We start from the raw sequence: 23140 nt of genomic DNA, 5'->3' as shown, positions 1-23140 counted from the left end.
AGGCGCCGCCACGGTCACGGTCCACCCCCCGACGCCGGATGGTGGCCGGGGCTCGGGATGGGGGTGGTCGGCCCCAGTGGCGCGGGTGGATCCGTCATGGGTGGGGGTGCATCGCTCGGAGGGCGGCCTGGCCCCGTATGTGCCGCGCGACCGCGACACCGTCCTGGCCGAGCGGATCGCCGAGGCCGCAGAACGGGGCGGTCTGGTGCTGGCGGTGGGCGGCTCCACCGCAGGCAAGACCCGCGCGGCGTGGCACGCGGTCGCCACCCACCTGCCCCAGCGGCGCGTGTTCGTCCCCACCCTGGGTGCAGACCTGCGCTACCTGGCCGTCGCGGTCGCCGAACACGCCCGCGACGCGGGGCGGGCAGTGGTGTGGCTGGACGACCTGGACAAGCACCTCAACGCCAGCAGCGGCCTGGACCCAGCCCTCGTCCAGCGGCTCGGCGAGGCCGAGGCGGTGGTGGTGGCGACCATGCGCCGCGGCGCCTACGACCGGATCAACACCCCCTCGTCCTTCACTGGTGAAGGACGGGAGTTCGGTATGGAGACGGGGCGGCTGCTGCTGCGCGGCACCACCCCGATTCCGATCGAGCGCCTGTGGAGCGCAGAGGAGCTGGAACGCGCCACCCAGGTCGCGACGCGCACCGGACGCCGGGAACTGGCCGACGCCACCGCACGCCAGCGCGCCAAGGGCGGTCACGGGGTGGGCGAGTACCTGGCCTCGGCGCCCCGACTGGCCGACATGTGGGCGGCCAACGCCACCCTGACACGAGGCGAGGGCGGGTTTCCGCGCGGGCACCGCCTGGTCGCCGCCGCGGTGGACCTGGCCCGCATCGGCGTCGAGCACGCCCCACCGGAGTTGTTGGAGCACACGCACCGCGTCTACCCACTGTCGGCGCTGCTGCGCCCCGAGCCCTTCGAACTGGCCCTGGAATGGGCCACCCGCGAAGGCGAGGGCACCTGCGGGCTGCTGTTGCCCGCCGATGCCGACGGTTGCTGGCGGCCCTTCGACTACCTCGTCGACACCACCACGACCCCCATTCCCGAGAGTCTGTGGGGCGCGGCCCTGGCCCGCACCACTGACCCCAACTCCCTCAACGCGATCGGTGTCGCCGCCCACCAGCGCGGCTTTTTCACCACCGCCGAAACCGCATGGCGCGAAGCTGCCGAACACGGTCACATCCACGCCATGACCTTCCTCGGCTACCGACTTCGGGAGCGGGGTGAGGCGGTCGAGGCCGAGCGGTGGACGCGGCGCGGAGCCGAGGGTGGCAACCCCCTTGCCATGACGTTGCTCGGCTTCCTGCTTCGGGAGCGGGGTGAGGCGGTCGAGGCCGAGCGGTGGGCACGGCGCGGAGCCGAGGACGGCGAGCCCCAAGCCATGGCGCTCCTCGGCCTCCTGCTCTGGGAACGGGATGAGACGGCCGAGGCCCAGACCTGGTACCGGCGCGTCGCCGAGAACGGCGACATCGGAGCCATGGTCAACCTCGGCCTTCTGCTGGAGCAGCGGGGCGAGGCCGTCGAGGCCGCGTCGTGGTACCGCAGAGCCTCGGAGAGCGACAGCACCCTCGCCACGGGGGTCTTCGGCTTCCTGCTTCGGGAGCGGGGCGGGATGGTCGAGGCCGAGCGGTGGGCACGGCGCGGAGCCGAGGGTGGCAACCCCCTTGCCATGACGTTCCTCGGCTTCCTGCTTCGGGAGCGGGGTGAGACGGCCGAGGCCGAGTGGTGGACGCGGCGCGGCGCCGAGAACGGCGAGCCCTACGCCATGTTCGACCTCGCGATCCTGCTGGAGCAGCGGGGCGAAACCGTCGAGGCCGAGGCGTGGCAGCGTCGGGCAGCCGAGGCGGAGAGGGACGCGGAGGCGTGAACGCTTCCCCTGCGTGTGTCGGCTGCGGGTCGGTGTCGGGGACGAACCTGTCCCGCTCTCACGCCATCTGGACATGTGACCTGCGAAGGTGGCGGGTTCATGGAGACCGGACAGGTGCCTTGTGGCTTCACCCGACGAAATAGCGGTTCCTTGGAGAATCGCCACGGGATTCAGCGGTAGGGCCCGCCTGTGTCGCGCCTCGGCCGGAGGTTCCGGGTGGGGTCTGCCGCGCCCTCTGCGGTCTTCGCGGGGAGGACTGGGACCGAAGGTGGCGCGAGCTGCCGCCCGGCGCCGTATCACGTGCGGCCTGCCGGGGGACCTCTCGTCCCCCGGAGCCGTGCTCCACCAGGGCAGGCGGCGCCGGACCGCCGGTCCGCTCCGCACGGCCGGACCGGCCTGCCCTCCGAGCAGCGAGAACGTTGCACCGCGGTCCGTTTCCGGCTCCCCGGCAGGGCACCGCCCTCTCGCCGGACGGCCTGTCAGGCCCGCGTCGCCTCCAGCACCTCGTCGAGCGCCTGGCGGATCGCCTCGGGCTGCTCGTAGGGGATCTGGTGGTCGGCCCGCTCGGCGACGGTCACCCGGCCCTGCGGGGACTGCTCGGCCAGGGCGCGGTGGTCGGCGTTCAGGTGCTCCAGGTGTGCCCGGGGCATACGCGGCCGTCTGCCCGCCGTCACGACGTGGACGGGTACCGGCGGCAGCCCGATCTCCCGCCGTACCCGGGCGGCCTCCTCCATGGCCTGCGGCATCCCGGCCAGGGTGGTCGCCAGTTCGCGCAGCCCCTGTGCGTTCCGGCCGCCGAACGCGGCACGCAGGCGCAGCAGCCGCGACACCGCACCGAACGACAGGCGGCGTACCGGGTCCGAGCCCGGAGGGGTTCCGGCGGCGGTCGGGTCCACGAACACCAGCCCTGACACGTCCTCGGGGTGGCGGGCCGTGTGGACCTGGGTGACGAGCCCGCCGTAGGACCAGCCGAGGAACACCGCGGGCAGTTCCAGGCCCAGGGCGTGCACGAGCCGGTGCAGGCGGTCGGCTGCCTCGGTGACGGTGGCGGCCTGTGTTCCGCCGGACCGGCCGACGCCGGCGCGGTCGTAGGTCACCACGGTGGCGCGCTCGGCCAGCATCCGTTCCAGGTCCCGGCCCCAGGCGCCCACGCCCTGGCCGGAGCCCCCGCTCTCCAGGACCACCGTGGGGCCCTCGCCGACGATGCGTACGCACAGCGCGTGCCCGCCCACGTCGACGGTGATCGGCGTCGGTGCGCCGTTGCTTTCGAAACCCTCGTCGTCCGCCATGGAGTCAACCTATGTTGACTCACGCCAGTGGTCAATCCCAGTTGACTTTCTCGGGTGTGCGGGGATCCCTGTGTGCCAAAAGGTGGCGAGGGGACCACCGCAGGACGTGGCGGTGGTGCCTCGCCGCCCCCGGTCGGCGGCGGGCCCGGCCGCTGGACAGGGCAGTGGTGTGGTGCGGCCGCGCGGTCCGTGTGTTTCCGGAAGCCCGCCGGCGGTCCGCTTCCGCGAACGAAGGACTTCGGAAGGTCGCCCCCCGAGGACTTCCCGGGCGTCAGTTCCGGCCCGGCCCGGCCTCGGGAGCGGTCAGCGGATCCAGGCTCTCCCGCCTGCGGGGCGCGGACCAGCTCGCGAGGAGCTTGAGCCGTTCCTCGTGCGAAGTTCCCGGTTCGGCGGTGTAGAGCGAGAGGTCGTGCACGGCCCGCGGGGAGGTCGGCAGGTCCAGGGACCGGAAGGTCAGCTCCAGATCGCCCGCCTGCGGGTGGTGGAGGCGTTTGACGCCGTCGTGACGGATGCGCACGTCGTGCGAGGCCCACAAGGTACGGAAGTCGTCGCTGAGGGTCGACAGCTCACCGATGAGTTCACGCAGCGCCCGGTCGTGGGGTTCGCGTCCGGCCTCGGCGCGCAGCAGCGCCACGGTCATCGCGGCCCCCGCCTGCCAGTCCGCGAAGAAGTCACGGGAGGCCGGGTCGAGGAAGTGGTAGCGGGCGAAGTTGGCCCGTCCGTGGGCGGCCGTCGTCGGGCTGGCGAACATCGGCGCGTGCAGGGCCCTGGCGAGGGCGTTCGTCGCGACCACGTCGAGTCGGCCGTTGCGCACGAACGCCGCCGACATCGTGATGGAGTCCAGCATCCACTGCACGGGCGGCGCGAGGGCGACCTCGCGGCGGCGGGTCGCCTTGCGGTGGGCCGGACGTGCGGCGCGGGCCAGGTCGAACAGGTGGGTGCGCTCCTCGTCGTCGAGGCGCAGCGCGTGGGCGACCGCGTCGAGCACCTCTTCGGACACGCCCGCGATGTGCCCTTTCTCCAGACGGGTGTACCACTCGATACTCACACCGGCCAGGACGGCGACCTCCTCGCGACGCAGCCCGGGAACACGGCGGCGGGTACCGGGGGGAAGTCCGACCTGTTCCGGGGACAACTTGGCCCGTCGACTGGCGAGGAAGCCCCTGATGTCCGCGCGATTGTCCATGCCGCCCACGATAGGCGCAGGTGAGCGCCTCAGGGGGGTTGAGGTTGTACCCCCACAAACGCAACCTTCTCCGCGTCGGCGGCGGCCGGTGAAGTGGGTGGTGACAGCGAAGGCTCCACCACGACACGAGGTTCACCATGCACGACGAAGCCACACGGGTTTCCCACCGGGGCCGTTCGTCCCGTCTCCCCTTCGTCGTCTACGCCCTGGCGCTGGGAACGTTCCTGATGCTCACGACGGAGTTCGTCGTGGCCGGGATCCTGCCCGACATCGCCGCCGACGTGCAGGTGAGCGTCGCCCGGGCGGGCATGCTCATCACGGTTTTCGCGGTCGGCATGATCGTGGGCGCGCCGCTCATGGCGATGCTGACCCTGCGGATGCCGCAGCGGGTGACGCTCGTGCTCGCCCTGGGCGTGTTCGCCCTCGGGCACGTGATCGTCGCCGTCGGCTCCGACTTCGGGGTGCTGCTCGCCGCACGCTTCCTCACAGCGCTGGCGACCGGTGCGTTCTGGGCCGTGGCCGCGGTGGTCGCCACCCGCGTCGCCGGCCCGGGCGCGGGCTCGCGCGCCGTGGGCGTCGTCAACGCCGGAGGGATGCTCGCGACCGTCCTGGGCGTTCCGCTCGGCGCGTTCGCCGGACAGCTCGTCGGCTGGCGCGGCACGTTCTGGGCGCTGGCGGTGCTCGCGGTCGTCGCGATGCCCGTGATCGCCCGCCATGTCCCCCGCGGCGGCGCCGGGAGCCGGTCGGTGTCGATCCGCTCGGAGCTGACCGCCCTGCGCTCCGGACGGCTGTGGCTGGTGTTGGCGGCCTGCGCTGCCACGACCGGCGGTGTCCTGGCCGCGTACTCCTACGTCGCCCCGCTGCTCACCGAGCAGACGGGCATCCCCGCCGACCTCGTTCCACTGGTGCTCGCCGGTTTCGGCCTCGGCTCGCTCCTCGGGTCCGTCCTGGGCGGCCGACTCGGCGACACCCGCCCGCACACGGTGACGATCGTCGCGCCGTCGGCGACCGCCCTGATCCTGGTGGCGCTCTGCCTCGTCTCCAGTGCGCCGATCCCGACCACGATCCTCCTCGTCCTGCTCGGGCTGTTCGGCCTCGGCGCGAACCCGGTGCTGATCTCGCTGGCGGTCCGCTACGCCGCCCACGCGCCCACCCTGGGGTCCTCCCTCAGCGTCGCGGCCTTCAACTTCGGCACCGCGGCCGCCTCCTGGATCGGCGGCATCGCCCTCGGCACCGGCCTGGGCGCCACGGGCCCCCTCGTCGTCGGAACGGCCATCGCCGCCCTGACGCTCATCCCCGCGACCGCACTGGCCGTGATCCGGCGCCGCCGTGACACGGCGGCGCGCCCCGAGGCCGCGAACGCCCTGTCCTGACCCGCACACCTCCGCCGCACCCGGCGGTTCCCGACGAAGAACACCACCGAAAGAGAGAGCCACCATGCGCGCCACACTCATGTACCGAGCCGGAGACGTCCGCGTCGAGAACGTGCCCGACTCCCGGATCAAGCACTCCACCGACGCCCTGGTCCGCATCACCGCGTCCTGTGTCTGCGGCAGCGACCTGCACCCCTACCGCTCCATGACCGCCGACCAGGGCCCCGCCCGGATGGGGCACGAACTCATCGGCGTCGTCGAGGAGGTCGGCCCGGACGTGGCCACGCTCACCAGGGGCGACCTGGTCGTCTCGCCCTTCGCCGTCTCCGACAACGTGTGCGAGTTCTGCCGGGAGAACATGCAGACCTCCTGCTCCCACCACGAGGCCGGCTTCTGGGACGGCATCGACGACGAGGGCGGCCAGGCCGAGGCGGTCCGTGTGCCGCTGGCCGACGGCACCCTGGTGAAGCTGCCGGTCGCGCCCGACTCGGCCCTGATCCCTTCGCTGCTCACCCTGGCCGACGTGCTGGGCACCGGCTACCACGCCGCCAGGGCCGCAGGCGTGGCCCCCGGCCAGAGCGTCACCGTGATCGGTGACGGCGCGGTGGGCCTGATGGCGGTGCTCTCGGCCAAGCGCCTGGGGGCCGAGCAGATCGTCCTCATGGGCCGCCACACCGACCGCACCGACCTGGGCCGGGAGTTCGGCGCGACCGACGTCGTCGCCGAGCGCGGCGAGGAGGGCATCGCCAGGGTCCGCGAGCTCACCGGCGGCCACGGTTCGCACGCCGTCCTCGAAGCGGTCGGACACATGCCCGCCTACGAGCAGGCGCTCGGTGTGGTGCGCCCCGGCGGCGTGATCAGCCGGGTGGGCGTCCCGCAGTACGAGCAGGCGCCGATCGGCTTCGCGAGCCTGTTCCGGCACAACATCCGCCTGGCCGGCGGGCCCGCGCCGGTACGCGCCTACATCGAGGAGCTGCTGCCCGACATCCTGGACGGGACCATCGAGCCGGGCAGGGTCTTCGACGCCGCCACCGACCTGGACGGCGTGCCCGCCGGCTACAAGGACATGGACGACCGCACGAGCCTGAAGGTCCTCATCAGGCCCTGACGCACAGATCACCGGGTCCGCCCACGGCCGTAGCGGGGGCGGACCCGGCTCCCTCCGTGCCCTCACACCGCCCCCGGCGGTGAGCGCCGAGCTGGTGCCCAAACCTTCGGCGGTGGTGCTGGCGGGGCCGCGTCCGCGGGTTCCGCGGCCTCGGGATGAACTTCTCTGCTCTATGCTGTCCGTCATAAGTTACTTGCCGGTAGCATCCCGGGTGCGGCGCATACCCACCAGCGGGGAGTCCTACGCCCGGAAAGATGGCACATGGGGCCGGGAGAGAGCCGCGGTCGCGAGGCGGCGGTGCGCAGCGCCGCACCGTCCCGGAGCCGCGGGCTGCCCGCGCCGCGCAGCGAACGCCCGGCCGCCGCCGTCGAGGGCGCAACGGTCATGCGCCGCGCCGGGCACGGCACCGCGCCGCTCCGAGCCTCCGGCGCGGAGGTCCACGGCCTGCCGACCCGCGTTCCGCACCCGTACCGGACCACCGGCGAGGGGCAGTCCCGCCCCTGACACCGTCCGCCACCACGACAAGGAGCACCATGCCCACACTCGAACGCCACGACGAGGTCCTCGTTCTCGACCTGGGCGACGGCGAGAACCGCTTCCACCCGGACTGGATCGCCTCGGTCAACGCCGCCCTGGACGAGGCCGAGCAGGTCCAGGGCCCCCGCGCCCTGGTCACCGCTGCCACCGGGAAGTTCTACTCCAACGGCCTGGACCTGGACTGGCTCATGGCCAACGCCGACCACTACGAGGGCTACGTCGCCGACGTCCACCACCTGTTCGCGCGCATGCTGGCCCTGCCGATGCCCACGGTGGCGGCCCTGCAGGGCCACACCTTCGCCGCCGGCGCCATGTTCTCCCTCGCCCACGACCTGCGCGTGATGCGCGCCGACCGCGGCTTCTGGTGTCTGCCCGAGGCCGACATCAACATCCCCTTCACCCCGGGCATGTCGGCGCTCATCCAGGCGCGTCTGGCGCCGCAGACCGCGCACGAGGCCATGCTGACCGCCCGCCGCTACGGCGGCCACGACGCCGAGGCGGCAGGCATTGTGGACCGGGCCGTGTCCGAGCAGGACGTGCGTCCCACCGCCGTCGAACTGGCCCGCTCCCTGGCCGCCAAGGACGCCGCCACCATGGGCACCATCAAGTCCCGCATGTACGCCCCCGTCCTGGACGTACTGCGGGACAAGGACGCCCCCCTCGGCTGATGCCGCAGGGGGTCCGCGCCCGGCCCCGGGACCGCGCAGTACGGACCCGGGGCCGGGGCGGGCGAGCGGCAGAGCACGGCCGCGCCGACCCCGCCCCCCTGCGCCCCGGCCGGGTTGCCGGAACCCGCCGACACGGGCCTGTCGCACGGATGCCAGAGTGGGACCACCACGACCGCCCTCTCTGGAGACCGATCCGTTCACATGCGCTTGCTGCTCGTCCGCCACGGCCAGACCCCGTCCAACCTCAAGCACCTCCTGGACACGGCAGAACCGGGTCCGGGGCTGACCCCGTTGGGCCAGCAGCAGGCGGCGGCCCTCCCCGAAGTGCTGGAGGGCGAGGAGATCGACGCCCTCTACGCCTCCACGCTGATCCGCACCCAGCTCACCGCCGCACCGCTGGCGGCCAGTACGGGGCTCGAGGTCCGGGTGCGGGACGGCATCCGGGAGTTGGCCGCCGGCGACCTGGAGATGCGGGGTGACGAGCTCGCCGCCGAGACGTACCTGAGCACCGCCTTCGCCTGGTCCGCGGGGGAGACCGGGCTCCGTATGCCTGGCGGGGAGAACGGGGTCGAGGCCCTCCGGCGCTTCGACGCCGTGGTCGAGGAGGCCGCGGCCACCGGGGCGCGGACGGTGGCCATGGTCAGCCACGGCGCCGTCATCCGCATGTGGACGGCGGCCCGCGCCGAGAACGTCGACGTCGCGTTCGCGTCGGCCCACGTACTGGAGAACACCGGCGTCGTCGTCCTCTCCGGCACCCCCGCCGAAGGGTGGCGAGCGGAGACGTGGATGGGCAAGACCGTCGGTCCCGACAGCAGTGTTCCCGGAGCGCAGAGCGGGCCCGCCGGCGAGGCCGTGGACGGCGTCGAGGCCTGACCGACTTTCCGGAGGGCCGTCGGTCGGGGCTCCCGTGCGTGCCGACGGCCGCGGTCCTGCCGGGGCCGGAGGCTCTCGCGGTCCTGGCCCCGGCGGGACCGGCGGACACTGCGCCGGAGGCCGTCTTCGTGGTCGCACCGTGGCCGTCACGCGTCCCGGATGGCTGCGGGGCGGCGCGGTGCTGTGCCGCCCGTCAGCTGCCCGAGTGGGCTGGCGCGGGCTCGGCCTCCGGGGTGAGGGCCGTCTGGAAGACGCCGAAGTTCCCGGTCATCCACAGGGCCGTCAGCTTGACCCCGCAGATCCGCCAGCCGGCCGGGGTCCGCTCGAACCGGTTCGTGTAGTACCCGTAGACGGTCTGCTCGCTGTCGCCGGTGCTGTTCGGCAGGTGGTGGCCGGCTCGGACGTAGGCGACGCACGTGGCGTGATCGTCGTCGTCGAAGGTGACCACGTGGTTCGTGATCATGTGCTGCGTCGCCTTGAACGACTCCATTCTCGGTGCGGTCCCCCTGACCCAGTCGTCGGCCGCGAGGCGCACGGCGGGCTGGCCGAAGCCGTCACTGAAGTCGACCTCGACCTCGTCGGTGAAGCAGCTCCGGAACAGCTCCCAGTCGCGGGAGTCGGTTCCCGTGGCGTAGCGGAGCTGGACGTCGCTGATCTCGGCGCGGTCCATCAGGCGGCGCAGGCGGTTCTCGTCGACGGGCAATTCGTGTGACTGTGTCATGCGAACACTGTGGAGTACTGATGTGACACTGTCAAGTAGACTGTGCGCCATGGTGACGCGAACCGAAGCAGCCGCTGCGACCCGGAGCGCCCTCGTGCGCGCCGCCTCCGAACTGCTCGACGAGGGGGGACCCGACGCGGTGACGCTCCGGGGGGTAGGGGCCCGAGCCGGGGTCTCCCGCGGCGCCCCCTACGGGCACTTCGAGAACAAGGAGCACCTGCTGACCCGGCTCGCCATCGACGCCTGGAACTCCCTGGCGGACAAGGTCGAACAGCTGCGGGCCGCCCCGGACGCGCCTCCCGCTGAACGGCTCGAGCGCGCCGTGCTGGAGCTCATCGGGGTCGGTCGCCGACAACCGCACCTGTACGCGCTGATGTTCAGCGCCCCGGTGGACGACCCGGAGGCCGCCGAGGCCGCGAGCCGCCTGGAGAACGCGTTCCTCGCCATCGTCGCCGACGTGGTCGGCGAGGCGGACGCCCTCCGCTACGGCGCCCTGCTGATGTCGAGCGCGCACGGCATCGCCGGACTGGAGCTCAGCGGCCACCTGGCGAAGGAGAAGTGGAAGACCGACGGGGACCAGCTCGTACGCATGATGATCGACTCCATCCGGTCCGGCGTCGGGAACACCGACGCACGCGGCTGAGGAGCTGAAGATTCCGCCTACCGCGCGCCACATCCTGACCGGCTCGGCTCCGGTGCGACCATGGAGCCCCGGCCGATGTGCGGGGTGAAGCCGGGCACGCGCGCCACCCCGTCGGGTAGCACCGCGGCCAGGTGCGGCCGCTCCCACGGGGAGCCCCGGCGGAACTGCACCCCGGTGTGGAACTCGGTCAGGGGTCGGTCCAGGGCGGTGCGGATCGCGTCGCGGTCGACGTCCTGCCCGGAAGCTTCGAGGCACCTCGGTCACCCGAGCCGGACCACCGGTTCCGGTCCGGCAGGGCGGTGCCGGACCGGAACAGTCCTCTCATCCCCGGCTCATGGAGAACCCGGCGGGGTCACGGCCGAGCTGCGCCACCAGACGGTCCCCCGGCCTGTTCGACAGGGTCGCGACAGGCGGGGCGAACAACGAACGCCTTTCTCTCTATGCACCTGCGCCCTCTCGCGACGCTGGACCACGAGCACGGCCGGGGCGAGGGTGTTGGCGTTGCGCCACCGCAGATAGGCATGCAGCGCCCGGGTCTGCACCACTTGCATGCACGAACGTTCTGACGGCAGGGCCGACTCATGAGAACTTCGGCAGCGCGTGGAGTCGGCTATGGGCCAGTGCGCCGCAGGACGGCGGGCTGGAGCTCAGCCGCTGACATGTGTTCCGTTGAGGCGGACATCGGCCAGCGCCAGAGCGCGGTCGCGGGCACGCCCGGACATCGGCGCTGTCACGGTGAACTCCACAGTCGTCCCTGCGGCCAAAGACCGGCGCCGGGGTTCCTGTGCGGCCACCGTGACGCGCAGGCCACGCTCGTCACGGTCTGTGGCGACCACGGCTGCGCCTTGCACGTCAATCTGGTCCTCGGCCTCGCTGGGCAGGTAGAACGAGACGTTCCAATCCGGTACTTCTTCGCCGTCCCGGGGCACCGTCACCCGCACCCGGCTGCGGCCGGGGCTTGACTCGGTGTCGAGCGCAGGTGCGGCGGGAAGGCGCAGGGAGCCGGCGGCGACCGCAGGGACAGCGACCCACCGGGTGCCCTCCGCGCCGCCAAGGACGACCATGTCACGGTCGACGCTCAACCTCGCACTGTCGTCACCGGGGTCTGCCAGGGACAACAGGCCCCCATCACCGTGCACCTGGCGCCACAGGGCCTCAGCGGCATGATGGTCGGCATCGCCTTGACGGATCCCCTGGGGGGTGCGGATCAGGTATTGGCGGCTGTACCGGTTGACGAGGTGGACCAACCCCTTTCCTGCATCCTGGAATAGCCACTGCTGAGCCAGGCTCCCATCCGCTTGACTCATACTGAGTTCTGTTTCTCCGGAGACACTGTACGTCTGCGGCGCGAGTACATGGTCCATGTCTTCGGGTTGGCACAGCACCATATTCTGCAAAGGAGCTTTGATCTCCTTGTACTTGACTTTGGTGCTCACCGGTCGGAAGGAGAAAATCATCGCGCTGGGGTGTTTCCGATGGTCGAATTCGATGATTCTGGCCTGGGACACCTCGAAGTCCTGGATTCCGCAGTCAACGTGCTCATCATTCGGATATCCCAAGCTTCCCAGGTATTCGGTATCTGTCCCAGTGCTGTCCTGGAACGTGACGTAGTTGAAAATCCCGTTCTTAGGGTCGTGGTAGACGTGGAAGCCCTGGAAGTATTTACCCTCTCCCGGGCAGTAGGGAGGCTTCTCGTCGCAACCGTAGCAATCGCCAGTCTGACTTCCGTCGATGGTCTGCCAACTGCTGCCCTGGCGCATCTGCATACCGTGCAAGAGGCGGTACTTGTGCCCGGTTTTCTCGTTTTCGTACTCCTTGCACCACGCCTTCACGCCCGTGAGGCGGCTATTTTTGGCCGGGCGGTGAATAAAATCATCCTTGGTGAAGAAGCTGTCGAGACTGCCAGCCCATTGCTTTCCGAAAGGACCCCAGAAAATTTCGACGTCCCGGTCCACCGTATCGTACTTCTTCTGCCAGTCCCCGAAGGGGCGCCAATAGACCTGGGCGTACTCGACTGCGGCGAACCACATCTCCCTATGGAATTCCACCTTCTTGGCGAGAGTGTCGATCTCGTCCCATCCGGCCTTGTAGGTATCCATTACGTAGTCAATGTAAGTGGGAGAACTCCCCTGTGTGAGATTACTGAGGGTCGTTTTGCAGTCATTAATTTTTTGATCACCGAAGCCGAGCTTCTGCCCGTTGATGCACATGTCGCGCAAGATGAACAGGTGAATGTTGGCGACCTGGACAAACAGCGGAAGGGTGGCGACCTTGTAATCTTTGTCCTGGAAAGAGGGAAGGTCTTTGATGATTGCCGTCTCGATGGCTTTCCAGTCTGTTCTGGCGTCTTCCTTGTCCTTGTTGCTCGCGCCGCTCTTGTATGCGACCTCGGCTGACTTCTTGTAACGTGTGCAGAGGCCGTAGAGGCCCTTGAGCTGGTTCTCCATCAATTTCCGATAGAGATCCTTGATCTCCTGCTTCACTAGTTTTTTGACGCGTTCCTCGATCTCAAGCCATACGTCGTCTTTTCCGGACGGCCACAGGTAGGAAAGCCCAATTCCCAACCCGACGCCGATCAGGGTCCCCCACCCCGGAACGACACTGCATATGCCCATGATGAGTTGCTTCATTGCGGCCAGGGCGGTATCCATGTCCTTCTTGCCCTGTGGCTGGGCAGGAGCTGAAAGCCCGAAGGCTTCTTGGGCTTGACGTGGGATAAATGCTGCTCTCTCCTCTTCGAGAGTGGCTTCTGTGCGGGTGTCCTCCGGACGATTCATCACAGGCCTCCATCTGGCATTAAACAGGAAGAATCGATTTGTGGATTCCACAGAAATGCCGTAGTGCTGTTCTGTGGCGTCGACATGACTACCCGACGGCCTCTTGCTGACACTTGACCTGTGTTCTGTTGGCCAGAACTAGAAGGCGGACATGCCTGGGCGGGAAAATAATTTCCATACCCACTGTTGACTAGAGAAGGACTGATCATGCACTTTCTTCGGCCATGGCGGACCACGCGTCAAGTGTCGAAAGGGGTCCTGTGCGGCTCGACTCCGATCGCGGCCTCTGGCGGAATGACCTGCACTACATCAACCGATCAGGCCGGTGCGGGACCCGCTGCGTCGGGTGAGGAACAGGGGGACACGTCCTTCAGGTCCCGACCCGTATGGGCGCGGCCAGACCCAGTCGCCGCGTTCCTGGAACCTTTGGGCATGCAGTCGGTCAAGGCCGTTCCCCGAGAGGCCGGATCACACGGCGAGCAGGTCGTGTGCGAATGCGCGCGCGTACGGGGCCAGTCTCCGATGGAGCGGGTCCCGTTGAGCGGCTTGGACGATCTCGGCGCAGAAGATCAGGTGCGCCAGCCGCCCCTCCCCGGTGTCCAGCACGTCGGAGAAGACCTCGCGGACCATGGCAGCTGCACCGGGTTCGGCCAGGGCGTAGGCGTGCAGGACCGCGGCGTCATACCCCAGCGGTGCCGCAGCCCACTCCTCCCAGTCCATGAGTACCAGTGGGGACGCCGGGGTTCCCGGCCCGGCCCCCTGATGGGAGACGGTCGCGGAATGGGGCCTGTGCGCCCGCCTATGAGCCCCGAGGCCCGACCGGTGTTGTCGGTGGACTGCGCGATCCCGGTGCCATGACCGACGGGACCGGAACCACCGCCGCCGCGTCCGCCCCCGATGTCGAGCACCTGGCCGCGACCCGGGTCCCGCGAGGAGTCGGCCGGCGCCGCAGGGATGCGGATCGGACACGGTCAGGTGGCGCACCGTCCGGCCACGCACCTGCGTGCGAGGACGGCTGCGGGGGTGGCTCGCCCCGGCGGAAGGCCTGTGCGAACCTCCCGGCCCGCGCGGGACTCTCACCGGTATCCGTGAAGGGGAGGGACATGGCGGGCGTCGGGGAAAGCGTGGACGGCTACCGGCTCGTGGGCGACCTCGGCACGGACCCCCGAGGCGCGCACTTCCGGGCGGTGGACGCCGGGGGCGCCCCGCATGTGCTCACGCTCGTGTCGGGAGAAACGGCGCGCACACCCGGGTTCCGCGAACGACTGGAACGGTCGGTGGCGCGGTCGCTGCGGGTGTCCTCCTTCTCCCTGCTGACGGCGGTGGACGCCGACCCGTGGGCCGATACGCCGTGGGTCGCCTTCAGGGACGCCGGGCACGCCGAATCCCTGAGCGAGCGGATCGCCGACGGAGACCTGCTCGCGGACCGGGAGCTGTACCGGTTCGCCGTGCACACCGTCACCGCGCTGGCGGTCCTGCACGACGAGGGCATTGTCCACCACGGGGTCACCGGCGAGAACATCCTGGTGGGCGCGGACGGCGCGGTCCTCGTCGACCGTGTCGTCGCCCGAGCGGTGGAGAGCACCGCCGACGGCCGCCGGTCTCTCCTGACACCGCAGCAGCCGGAGCCGGAGCGGCGGGGCGGTGACCGGGGCACCGGCGCCGACGACGTCTTCGGGTGGGCGGCGACCGTGGTCCGGGCGGCCACGGGGAGGTCGGCGTTCCCCGGGCCGACGCCCCCAGGGACGGCCGCCCGCGCGGTGACGGGGCGACCGGACCTGGAGGGTGTGCCTCGACCGCTGTCGTCGGTGCTGGAAAGCTGCCTGGTCCGCGACCCCGCGCGTCGGCCCGGCGCGTACCGGGTGCTGGCGGTCCTGCTCGGATACACGGGGGAAGACGTGCGTCCCGACCTGGGGGAGCTCCACGAGCGGTCCCTCCGGTTCGGGGCCAGGAAGAGGTGGATGCCCCTGGAGGTCGACCTCGGAGTCCTGGAGGGCGGGTTCAGGGTCCGTGCCCGGGAGGTACGGAGGCGGGTTGCGGCGTCCGAGCCGGACAATCCCGGTGGACTGAACCTCATCTGGCAGCCGCCGGACATGGACGGTGGCGATGGGGACTGAACCGGCGTAGCGGCCGCGCCCGGTCTCGGCCGGGACCGCTCACCGTAGGGCCGCCCCCACCGCGGTGCGGGTCGGTACTGGCATGTACCGGGTCTGGCTCCCGGGAACGTCTTCCGGGACACCGTGGCCCACAACAACACCGACGACGGCTCGGACCTCTGCACCGAGTCCGACACCGGCCCCATCGGCGCCGTGACCGTCGAGGACCCCCTCGCCCACGGGAACGACACCCTCGGCGACGGCTCCCGGGCTGGCGCCCGCTCCCGCCCCGTCCCGCCGCCGTCCGTCGCCCCGACCGGACCCGGGGCGACGGACGGCGGCACGGTCACCGGTCAGACCACGAAGAAGGTGAACGCCCCGTACATCGAGATGCTCAGGGTGTACTCGTCGACCTCCCCGGTCTCCTCGTCCAGCGCCTGGCACGTGAACGGCGCGTCCGTGTCGGGCTCGCCGCGCACGAGGTCGGCCTCCATGTCGCAGAGCACGTACTCGGTGTCCGCCTGCACGCGCAGGGTGTCCTCGACCGCCTCGCGGATCAGCGGCCCGTTCACGAGCTGCGGCTGGTAGGAGACGAGGATGCCGGAGGACTCCACCGTGATCGCGTACTCGAACTCCTCCCCGAGGAAGTTCACCGTGCACGTGGCGGTCTCCCCCTCGGTGCCCGCGATCTCCGGGCACTCGGAGGTGGCGTCCGGGTCCACGACCGACGCGAAGACGGAGACCTGCTCCAGGGCCTCCCAGGCGATGCGGTCGCCCAGCGGCGCGGAGCTGTCCGGCTCGGCGGGCAGGTCCTCCGCGGTCACCTCCGGCGCGGCGTCGGGGATCGGGCCCTGGTTGAAGTCGGCGGTGTCGACCTCCGGGGTCTCCTCCTCGATCACCTCGGCGGGCTCAGGAGCCGCTTCCGGCTCGGGATCGGCCCCGCCGCAAGCGGCGAGGACGAGGGCGGATCCGGCGGCGGCCACGCCCAGGGTGATGCGGCGCGTGAGGGCAGGGTTCAGCATGTGTACCTCGGGGGTTCGGCGGAGGATGGGAGTCCCGCGTGGCGCAGGAGGCTCATGTAAAGGGAGTGCTCAGACGCCGGATTTGTTGCACGCCGACGCCATGTTGTGACCCAAGGCCCCCGCGACTCCCCGGTTGAGCCCGCTCCACAGCCGCTCCTGAACCCCGCCTGACCTGACCGAAGACGCCCCTCCGGCTCGGGTGTTCTTTGTGGCTCCTTCCCCCCGGGCCCAAACGACGAGGGATCCCCGGGTCGGTGACCTGGGGATCCCTCAGGAGGCGGCTCGGGTCAGGCCACCGCGTTGATGCACCACACGATCCACGGCAGCGCCACGATGTCGATCAGCACCGCACCGGCCAGCGGGACGATCAGGAAGGCCTTCTCCGAACGGACCCCGAAACGCCGGTTGAAGGCGTCCATGTTCGCCATCGCGTTGGGGGTGCCGCCCAGGCCGTGGCCGACCATGCCGGCCGCCATCGTCGCGGCGTCGTAGCCCTTCCCCAGCAGGCGGAACACGACCAGCGCGACGAACAGCAGCAGGACGATCACCTGGACCGCCAGGAGCAGCAACAGCGGCAGGGCCAGCGCGTACAGGTCCCAGATCCGCAGGCCCATCATGGCCATGGTGAGGAACAGGCCCAGCGACAGCGACGACACCAGCGACAGGGCGCCCTGGTGCGTGCGCAGCCCGAACCGGTCACCGACGTTGCGCGCGACGGCCGCCACCACCATGGCGCCCACGTACGCGGGCAGCACGAACCCGGTCGTCTCGCTGAACCACGTGCCCAGCGCGACCCCGGCCACCATCACCACGCCGATCAGCACGGCGGTGTTCACCAGCGGGCCGTAGCCCACCGGCTCCTCCTTCTCCTGCGCCTCGACGGCGGCGGACGCGGCGGTGTCGGCGGCCGCGGGCACCTCCACCTTGTGGCGCCGCATCAGCCAGGAGGCCATCGGACCGCCCAGCAGACCACCCGCGACCAGGCCGAAGGTGGCCGCGGCGATCGCGATCGCGGTGGCGCCGTCGGTTCCCAGGGCCTCGGCGGTGGGACCGAACGCCGCCGCGGCGCCGTGGCCGCCCTCCAGGGCGACGGCGCCGGCCATCACGCCCAGCACCGGGTCGATGCCCAGGGCCGTGGCCATGCCGATGCCCACCACGTTCTGGAGGATCGCCAGGGTCCAGCACGCCAGCAGGTAGACGATCAGCAGCTTGCCGCCCTTGCGGAGCAGACTGACGCTGGCGCCGAGACCGATGGTGGTGAAGAACGCGATCATCGCGGGCTCTTGCAGCGTGGTGTCCAGCTCCAGCTGGGCCACGCCGGTCTCCCGCAGCGCCAGGACGGCCAGCGCGAACGCGAAACCGCCGATCACCGGGCCGGGGATGCTGAACCGCTGGAGGAAGCCGATGTGGCGCCGGGCGAACTCGCCCAGGAGCAGCAGGACGACGGCCAGGGTGGTGGTCTGGATCAGGTCCAGGGAGATGTTCACGAGTTCCGTCCTCTGGCCGCGCGCACGCGGTCCACCATGCGCGCGGCGACGCGCGCGGTCCGGCCGTCCACGTCCAGGGACGGGTTGAGCTCGGCCACGTCGAACAGGGCCAGCCGTCCCGAGGCGGCGACCTCCTCGACCACGGCCTGCACCACCTCGGTCGGAACGCCGAGCGGGGAGGGGGCGCTCACCCCGGGCGCCACCCACACGGGCAGGGCGTCCAGGTCGAGCGTGAGGTAGACGTCGTCCACCGTGTCCAGGAAGGAACGGACGAAGGCCAGCACCCGCTCCATGTGGGCGGCGGTGCACCGGTCGTCGGTGAGGTACTCGACGCCGAGCCGGTCTGCGCGGTCGAACAGCACGGGGGTGTTCCCGGCCTCGTTGATCCCGACGACGGCGTACCGGAAGTCGCGTCCCCGGGCCCGCTCGGCCTCGGCGATCTGGAGGAACGGCGTTCCGGAGGTGGGCTCCGGCTCCTCGCGCAGGTCGAAGTGGGCGTCGATGTTGAGCACGCCCAGGGTGCGGGTCCGGTCCCGGCCCAGGCCCTCGTCCAGGCCCAGGTAGCTGGCGTAGGCGACCTCGTGGCCACCACCGAGCACGACGGGGAAGTGCCCGGCCCGCATGGCCCCGGCCACCACCGAGCCCAGCGCGCGCTGGCCGGTCTCCAGGTCGCCGTCGTCCACGCGGACGTCCCCGGCGTCGTACAGCGCCTCGTCCCGGTGCAGGGCGAGCGGGGCGAGCGCGCGGCGCAGGGCGGCGGGGCCCTCGGCGGCGCCGGTGCGGCCCCTGTTCCTGCGCACGCCCTCGTCGGAGGCGAAGCCGACGATCGCGGTTCCGGCCCGGCCGGCGTCGTCGAGCGGGCGCACGGTGGTGTGCCAGCGCCGGTGTTCGGCGCCGGGGCCGTCGTCGCGCCCGGTCCAGACGGGGGGATCCACCCTGTTCAAATCGTTCCTCCACTCAGGTCACGCGCCGCCTCTTTGACGAGGCGGATGTAGTAGGGGCGCCGGCGCTCGGTCAGCGCCGCCGGGGCCATCACGGTGACGACCCCGTTCAGGGAGCCCGAGCCGCCGAGCACGGGGGCGCTCGCGCCCCACACACCCTCGTCGAGGGCGCTCTCGCTGACCGCCACGCCCTGCTCCCGCACCAGGGGGTGCGCGGCCTCCAGGGCCCGCACCCGTTCGGCGGGGAGCCGGTAGGCGGCGTACACCTGCCGGCGCCGTGACTCGGGGAGGTGGGCCAGCAGCGCCTCGGCCGTGGCCCCGCGCAGCAGCGGCTGCGCGGCTCCGCGGGTGTAGCAGCAGCGCAGCACCCGGGCCCCCTCGACGGCGTCCACGCACAGGGCCTCGGTGCCGACCGGCACCATGAAGGCCGCCAGTTCGCCGGACTCGTGCGAGAGCCGTTCCAGCCGTGGGCCGATGGAGGTGCGCTCCAGCGCGCCGTTGCGGTACTTCTCCGCGAACCGGACCGCCACGGGACCGGCCCCGTAGGCGGTGCCGACGCGCTGCACGAACCCGGTCGCGGACAGCCGGTCCAGCATCCGGTAGACGGTGCTGACCGGGATGCCGGTGGCCTCGGAGACCTCCGAGGCGGTGGCGCGTTCCGTTTCGGCGAAGACCATCAGCACGCCGAGCAGGCGGTCGGTGGTCCGACCCGCGTTGCCGGACGTCGCGTCGGCTGACATGGCGCCCCCTCTCCCGGACCTGGCCAGCTCCGAGCGGCGCTCGGGACCGGCTCACTCTATGGATCGGACAAAAGGTATGAAAAGGGCAAATTCTCATCCAATGAGAAGGCTACGTTCCGATCCGCGCCCGGGGCCCCGACCGGTTCTGTGAGGCTGCACCCATCCGTCACCCCTGGTGGAGGCATGCAAAAAGGCCCTGCTGGGCAGGGCCTTCGCCGGATGTCCGAGGGGGCGTATGCCGCCCCCTCGGCAGGACCGGTCCTAGTACTCGGTGATCGTCTGGGCGATGCCCTCGACGACCTGGACCTCGGCCGTGATGGAGGTCCCGTTCGCCAGGGTGGCGTCGAACTCGTCGAAGTCGCAGATGACGTCGCCGGTGTCGGGGTCCTGGACGCCCCCGGCGCAGGCGTAGATGCCCGCGTAGATCACGGTGTCCTCGGCCACGAAGAACGCCGTCCTGTCGATCATGTACTCACCCGGGGCGATGTACTCCAGCTCGCCCCGCAGGAGGGCGGAGCCCTCGGCTGCCTCGTCGGTCCCCGCGGCGCCGTCGCCGGGGGCCGCTCCGGGCTCCGACCCGACCTGGCCGTCGACGTCGTACTCGGTGATCGAGAGGGCGTTCCCGGTCTCCTCCACCTCGGCCTCGACGTACACCGGCGCGTCGCCCTGGGCCGCGGCCTCGAGCGACTCCAGATCGCAGTCCACGACGCCGAAGCCGTTCTCGTCGAGGCCGTCCTCGGCGGGGCAGGCGTTGAGTCCGCCCAGGATCTGCGTCTCCTCGGTGACGAAGAAGGCCTGGTTGTCGATGCTGAACTCGCCCGGTGCGATGTACTCCAGCAGGCCGCTCCGGGGTTCTGTCACCACCGTGGCCTCGTTGCCCTCACCCGCGTCCGAACCGCTTGCCACCGCCTCGATCACTTCCTCGGAGGAGCACGCGGCGGAGCCGAGGACCACCAGGCCGGAGGTCGCGAGGGCCAGGACGGTGGTACGGAAATTGCGGTTCATGGGATTCCTTTCTCCCCGAGGAAGGAGATGTCTTATTGAAGGTGAGGGTTTTCGGGTATGGCTGTGGCAGGGATTTCGGGAATGGAGAACACGCGCGGTGGGGGAGGCGCGGTGTCTCCTGCACTCCGGGAAAAATGCCCTCCGACGGGCGCTTCCCCGCCGGTCGGTCTCGTCGAGAGGTGCTGTGACCTCTAACTATGCCTCATCGACGTCGGGGGCAGATGTGTCGGGCTCATTCCGTCATCGACGCGTGTCCGAGTTTGTGTATTTCGGTCGCCCGGCAATGCGGATCGCTCTTTTTCCTGTGCTCGGCGCCGCTCTCGGCGCCGCTCCTCTTGTGTCCGTGGTTGCTTTCTGTGACTTCTGATGGCAGAGACAGCAGAGGAGTTCTCCCGAATCGCGAAGTTTTTTCGACACAGGGCCGAGACGACTGCTCTTCAGGACGAAGAGCCTGGTCAGACCGGTACGGCGATCCCGGCCCGGGAGGACCGGTGCGGCGTCCCCGGGTTCGGGGCTGAGCGGGGCGGCTCCTACGTGCCGCCACGGCTCGCCGGAGACCGGACTCATGGCAGACATCGAACCGACCGGCCTCCTCGACCGCCACCGCTGCCCCTGCCTGTCCGTGCGCACTGCTAGACATGTCGCACACCCCTCGAGCAGCACGGAAGAGACATCGTGATCAAGGAACACCTCACCGAGTACGCCGGCCTCCCCGTGGTCGAGTTCCTCGACCAGGACGCGGAGGAGCACTACCTCCGGGAGGCCGCCTACAGCGCGCGCAGGAACCAGGCGGAGGCCCCGGCCTCGACCCCACACCGGGAAAGGATGGACAAGGCCAGGCTCGCCCCGGGCTCGGTGGCGTGGCGGCTCCGCCTCTCCAGCTACACCGAGGAGTTCGTCCCCTACCTGGCCAGGTTCGTCGAGGAGGTGGACACCTCCCAGGTGGTCGCGCTGGTGATCGGCGACTGGGGGTTCGAGGAGGGCAGCGACATCTCCTCCCGCGAGCTCCGCGACGCCCTGATCGCCCACGCCCCGGCCCTGCCCGCACTGCGCTCGCTCTTCCTCGGCGACATCACGTTCCACGAGAACGAGATCTCCTGGATCCAGCACTGCGACATGGCTCCGCTGCTGGCCGCCTACCCGAGACTGGAGGAGTTCACCGTCCGCGGGGTGGGGGAGACCTACGAGGGGGCCGAAAGGCTCTCCCTGCACGTACCCGAACACGGCGCCCTGCGCTCTCTCACCCTCCAGAGCGGCGGCCTGCCCGCCGAGGTGGTGCGCCAGGTGCTGGCTTCGGGGCTGCCCGCACTGCAGCGCCTGGAACTGTGGCTGGGCGTGGAGCACTACGGCGGCGACGCCACCCCCGACGACCTGGCGCCCCTGCTGTCCGGGGAGGCCCTGCCCGGACTCGGGCACCTGGGCCTGCGCAACTCCCGCCACACCGGGGAGTGGGTGCGGGCCCTGGCCCAGGCCCCGATCACGGCCCGCCTGTCCTCGCTCGACCTGTCCCTGGGCGCCCTGCGCGAGGACGACGTCGAGGACCTGCTCGCCGCCGTGCCGGCGTTCTCCCACCTGAAGCGCCTGGACCTGCACCACCACTACCTCGGTGAGGAGGCCGCCGAGCGGGTGCGGGCGGCCTTCTCCGAGGCGGGGGTGGAGGTCGACGTCTCCGACCCGCAGGAGGCCCAGAGCAAGGACGACATCTACTACCCGGCTGTCGGCGAGTGAGCACGCCCCGGCTCCGGACCGGCTGAGTCCGTGCTGCCGGTGGCTCCTTCCATCCCGCTGCGTCTGCCGCCACGAGGGGAGAGGACACCGGTGCTCAGGAACAGGGGTGAGCCTCCCGGACGCGGGGATCGGCCGCCGTGGTCGGCAGTGCCCCCACCCGGGTCACGGTCGCCACGTCGGTCGGCCCTCGCGTCCCCACGGTGTTGACACTGCCGACCGGGCATGGACCAGGACCCGGCCCCTGGGCGTGAGCCGTTCCTGGGATGCGGAACACCACCGGCCGAAAGAAAGCCGGTGCACCGACTGGCGCCACCTGGCAGGCTCACACGGTATGGCACACGACGAACCCCGCCTCGGAGACGCCTTCGGGCTCACCCTTCAACGCTGCTGGGCTGCCGACGCCGCACCGGGAGCCGCCTGCGAGGTCATCGAGCGCGACGACGGCCACATCAACGCGGCCTGCGCCAGCCGCTACTTCACCCCGGCCGACGCACTGGCCCCGCTCGACCGCGAGGCCGTGGACCTGGCCGAGGGCAGGATCCTGGACGTGGGCGTCGGCGCCGGACGCCACGCCCTGGCCCTCCAGGCCTCGGGCAAGGACGTGGTCGGCCTCGACCCCTCACCCGGCGCGGTCGAGGTCGCCCGCCAACGTGGTGTGGACGCCCGCCTGGGCTCCATTGCCGCCCCGCCCGCGGACATCGGCCGCTTCGACGCCCTCCTGCTCCTGGGAAACAACCTGGGACTCCTCCAAGGACCTGAGCGGGCCCCCGAGGTCCTCGCACACCTGGCGTCCCTGGCCGGGCCGGGAGCCCTCCTGATCGGCACCGGCATGGACCCGAGCACCGCTGACGCCGACCACCGCGCCTACCAGGAGCGCAACCGGCGCTCCGGACGGCTCTCGGGGCAGATCCGCATGCGCAACAGGCAGGGAGTGCTGGCCACGGACTGGTTCGACTACCTGCTGGCCGGCGTGGACGATCTGCGCGCACTGGTGCGCCGGTCCCCGTGGCACGTCGTCTCCGTCCGGGAGGAGGGACGCAACTACCTGGCCGTCCTGCGGTTGCAGGCTTGGTGAGCGA

Annotated in this window: 20 protein-coding genes and 1 pseudogene; 10 read left to right on the top strand and 11 right to left on the bottom strand. The window is 70.8% G+C overall.

Translation table 11 applies throughout. The annotated features are described in order from the left end of the window. The first annotated feature begins 100 nt into the window (after positions 1–100). Positions 101–1867, top strand: a complete 1767-nt coding sequence (locus tag ACQPYD_RS19820; protein ID WP_433697084.1) for a tetratricopeptide repeat protein — start codon at positions 101–103, stop codon at positions 1865–1867. 479 nt (positions 1868–2346) lie between these two features. Here ACQPYD_RS19820 and ACQPYD_RS19815 read toward each other — a convergent pair whose 3' ends face one another. Together ACQPYD_RS19815 and ACQPYD_RS19810 are read right to left on the bottom strand one after the other, a co-directional pair. Beyond that, complete coding sequence (locus tag ACQPYD_RS19815; protein WP_433697083.1) at positions 2347–3156, bottom strand: alpha/beta fold hydrolase; 810 nt, start codon at positions 3154–3156, stop codon at positions 2347–2349. Positions 3157–3427: 271 nt separating this feature from the next. After that, positions 3428–4342 (bottom strand): helix-turn-helix transcriptional regulator, encoded by a 915-nt coding sequence (locus tag ACQPYD_RS19810; RefSeq protein WP_433697082.1) that lies wholly within the window; start codon positions 4340–4342, stop codon positions 3428–3430. 137 nt (positions 4343–4479) lie between these two features. On the opposite strand from ACQPYD_RS19810, the gene ACQPYD_RS19805 reads away from it, so the two are divergent. The 5 genes from ACQPYD_RS19805 to ACQPYD_RS19785 all read left to right on the top strand — a co-directional run bounded on the left by ACQPYD_RS19805 (position 4480) and on the right by ACQPYD_RS19785 (position 8901). Further along, complete coding sequence (locus ACQPYD_RS19805) at positions 4480–5715, top strand: MFS transporter (protein WP_433697081.1); 1236 nt, start codon at positions 4480–4482, stop codon at positions 5713–5715. A 64-nt stretch (positions 5716–5779) separates the two neighbouring features. Continuing rightward, positions 5780–6823, top strand: a complete 1044-nt coding sequence (locus ACQPYD_RS19800; RefSeq protein ID WP_433697080.1) for a zinc-binding dehydrogenase — start codon at positions 5780–5782, stop codon at positions 6821–6823. Between the two features lie 261 nt (positions 6824–7084). Continuing rightward, on the top strand, positions 7085–7327 hold the full coding sequence (locus ACQPYD_RS19795; RefSeq protein ID WP_433697079.1) for a hypothetical protein: 243 nt from the start codon (positions 7085–7087) through the stop codon (positions 7325–7327). 29 nt (positions 7328–7356) lie between these two features. Further along, positions 7357–8028, top strand: coding sequence for an enoyl-CoA hydratase-related protein (locus tag ACQPYD_RS19790; RefSeq protein WP_433697078.1), 672 nt, complete (start codon positions 7357–7359; stop codon positions 8026–8028). 201 nt (positions 8029–8229) lie between these two features. After that, on the top strand, positions 8230–8901 hold the full coding sequence (locus tag ACQPYD_RS19785) for a histidine phosphatase family protein (protein ID WP_433697077.1): 672 nt from the start codon (positions 8230–8232) through the stop codon (positions 8899–8901). A 193-nt stretch (positions 8902–9094) separates the two neighbouring features. Here ACQPYD_RS19785 and ACQPYD_RS19780 read toward each other — a convergent pair whose 3' ends face one another. After that, positions 9095–9622, bottom strand: coding sequence for a nuclear transport factor 2 family protein (locus ACQPYD_RS19780; protein WP_433697076.1), 528 nt, complete (start codon positions 9620–9622; stop codon positions 9095–9097). Between the two features lie 49 nt (positions 9623–9671). On the opposite strand from ACQPYD_RS19780, the gene ACQPYD_RS19775 reads away from it, so the two are divergent. Further along, the gene (locus ACQPYD_RS19775) at positions 9672–10265 is read left to right on the top strand and encodes a TetR/AcrR family transcriptional regulator (protein WP_433697075.1); all 594 of its coding nucleotides are present in this window, start codon (positions 9672–9674) and stop codon (positions 10263–10265) included. A gap of 410 nt (positions 10266–10675) precedes the next feature. On the opposite strand, the pseudogene ACQPYD_RS19770 reads toward ACQPYD_RS19775, so the two are convergent. The 3 genes and pseudogenes from ACQPYD_RS19770 to ACQPYD_RS19760 all read right to left on the bottom strand — a co-directional run. Then, positions 10676–10807 (bottom strand): annotated as a pseudogene (locus tag ACQPYD_RS19770) (IS630 family transposase); the annotation flags it as partial. Between the two features lie 105 nt (positions 10808–10912). Next, positions 10913–13042, bottom strand: coding sequence for an insecticidal delta-endotoxin Cry8Ea1 family protein (locus ACQPYD_RS19765; RefSeq protein ID WP_433697074.1), 2130 nt, complete (start codon positions 13040–13042; stop codon positions 10913–10915). 468 nt (positions 13043–13510) lie between these two features. Next, positions 13511–13762, bottom strand: a complete 252-nt coding sequence (locus tag ACQPYD_RS19760; protein ID WP_433697073.1) for a hypothetical protein — start codon at positions 13760–13762, stop codon at positions 13511–13513. Positions 13763–14145: 383 nt separating this feature from the next. Between ACQPYD_RS19760 and ACQPYD_RS19755 the strand changes: the two genes are divergently transcribed. Then, a complete protein-coding gene (locus ACQPYD_RS19755; protein WP_433697072.1) occupies positions 14146–15159 on the top strand; it encodes a protein kinase domain-containing protein in 1014 nt (337 codons plus the stop codon). A gap of 332 nt (positions 15160–15491) precedes the next feature. Here ACQPYD_RS19755 and ACQPYD_RS19750 read toward each other — a convergent pair whose 3' ends face one another. From ACQPYD_RS19750 to ACQPYD_RS19730, 5 genes are all read right to left on the bottom strand, one after another. Further along, complete coding sequence (locus ACQPYD_RS19750) at positions 15492–16160, bottom strand: hypothetical protein (protein ID WP_433697071.1); 669 nt, start codon at positions 16158–16160, stop codon at positions 15492–15494. Positions 16161–16447: 287 nt separating this feature from the next. Further along, a complete protein-coding gene (gene gltS / locus ACQPYD_RS19745) occupies positions 16448–17647 on the bottom strand; it encodes a sodium/glutamate symporter (protein ID WP_433697070.1) in 1200 nt (399 codons plus the stop codon). Beyond that, a complete protein-coding gene (gene hutG / locus ACQPYD_RS19740) occupies positions 17644–18582 on the bottom strand; it encodes a formimidoylglutamase (RefSeq protein WP_433702090.1) in 939 nt (312 codons plus the stop codon). Before hutG ends, gltS begins: the two co-directional genes overlap by 4 nt. A 5-nt stretch (positions 18583–18587) precedes the next feature. Further along, positions 18588–19328: an IclR family transcriptional regulator gene (locus ACQPYD_RS19735; protein WP_433697069.1), complete on the bottom strand. Its 741-nt coding sequence runs from the start codon at positions 19326–19328 to the stop codon at positions 18588–18590. A gap of 261 nt (positions 19329–19589) precedes the next feature. Continuing rightward, the gene (locus ACQPYD_RS19730; RefSeq protein ID WP_433697068.1) at positions 19590–20333 is read right to left on the bottom strand and encodes a hypothetical protein; all 744 of its coding nucleotides are present in this window, start codon (positions 20331–20333) and stop codon (positions 19590–19592) included. A 675-nt stretch (positions 20334–21008) separates the two neighbouring features. Between ACQPYD_RS19730 and ACQPYD_RS19725 the strand changes: the two genes are divergently transcribed. Further along, positions 21009–22061, top strand: coding sequence for an STM4015 family protein (locus tag ACQPYD_RS19725; protein ID WP_433697067.1), 1053 nt, complete (start codon positions 21009–21011; stop codon positions 22059–22061). Positions 22062–22392: 331 nt separating this feature from the next. Next, positions 22393–23136: a class I SAM-dependent methyltransferase gene (locus tag ACQPYD_RS19720; RefSeq protein WP_433697066.1), complete on the top strand. Its 744-nt coding sequence runs from the start codon at positions 22393–22395 to the stop codon at positions 23134–23136. Positions 23137–23140 lie beyond the last annotated feature (4 nt).

The sequence above is a fragment of the Nocardiopsis sp. CA-288880 genome, from assembly GCF_050955985.1.
In the GTDB taxonomy this organism is placed as follows: Bacteria; Actinomycetota; Actinomycetes; order Streptosporangiales; family Streptosporangiaceae; genus Nocardiopsis; species Nocardiopsis tropica.
The sequence above is the reverse complement of the archived record's forward strand: the minus strand, read 5'-3'. Positions and strand labels throughout refer to the sequence as shown.

Excerpts from the sequence above, each read along its gene's own strand:
- ACQPYD_RS19765 (WP_433697074.1), bottom strand. The coding sequence starts at position 13,042 with ATGAATCGTCCGGAGGACACCCGCACAGAAGCCACTCTCGAAGAGGAG.
- ACQPYD_RS19720 (WP_433697066.1), top strand. The coding sequence starts at position 22,393 with ATGGCACACGACGAACCCCGCCTCGGAGACGCCTTCGGGCTCACCCTT.
- ACQPYD_RS19735 (WP_433697069.1), bottom strand. The coding sequence starts at position 19,328 with ATGTCAGCCGACGCGACGTCCGGCAACGCGGGTCGGACCACCGACCGC.
- ACQPYD_RS19755 (WP_433697072.1), top strand. The coding sequence starts at position 14,146 with ATGGCGGGCGTCGGGGAAAGCGTGGACGGCTACCGGCTCGTGGGCGAC.
- ACQPYD_RS19815 (WP_433697083.1), bottom strand. The coding sequence starts at position 3,156 with ATGGCGGACGACGAGGGTTTCGAAAGCAACGGCGCACCGACGCCGATC.
- ACQPYD_RS19775 (WP_433697075.1), top strand. The coding sequence starts at position 9,672 with ATGGTGACGCGAACCGAAGCAGCCGCTGCGACCCGGAGCGCCCTCGTG.
- ACQPYD_RS19810 (WP_433697082.1), bottom strand. The coding sequence starts at position 4,342 with ATGGACAATCGCGCGGACATCAGGGGCTTCCTCGCCAGTCGACGGGCC.
- ACQPYD_RS19790 (WP_433697078.1), top strand. The coding sequence starts at position 7,357 with ATGCCCACACTCGAACGCCACGACGAGGTCCTCGTTCTCGACCTGGGC.
- ACQPYD_RS19760 (WP_433697073.1), bottom strand. The coding sequence starts at position 13,762 with ATGGACTGGGAGGAGTGGGCTGCGGCACCGCTGGGGTATGACGCCGCG.
- ACQPYD_RS19785 (WP_433697077.1), top strand. The coding sequence starts at position 8,230 with ATGCGCTTGCTGCTCGTCCGCCACGGCCAGACCCCGTCCAACCTCAAG.
- ACQPYD_RS19805 (WP_433697081.1), top strand. The coding sequence starts at position 4,480 with ATGCACGACGAAGCCACACGGGTTTCCCACCGGGGCCGTTCGTCCCGT.
- ACQPYD_RS19750 (WP_433697071.1), bottom strand. The coding sequence starts at position 16,160 with ATGCTGAACCCTGCCCTCACGCGCCGCATCACCCTGGGCGTGGCCGCC.
- ACQPYD_RS19730 (WP_433697068.1), bottom strand. The coding sequence starts at position 20,333 with ATGAACCGCAATTTCCGTACCACCGTCCTGGCCCTCGCGACCTCCGGC.
- ACQPYD_RS19795 (WP_433697079.1), top strand. The coding sequence starts at position 7,085 with ATGGGGCCGGGAGAGAGCCGCGGTCGCGAGGCGGCGGTGCGCAGCGCC.
- ACQPYD_RS19800 (WP_433697080.1), top strand. The coding sequence starts at position 5,780 with ATGCGCGCCACACTCATGTACCGAGCCGGAGACGTCCGCGTCGAGAAC.
- ACQPYD_RS19780 (WP_433697076.1), bottom strand. The coding sequence starts at position 9,622 with ATGACACAGTCACACGAATTGCCCGTCGACGAGAACCGCCTGCGCCGC.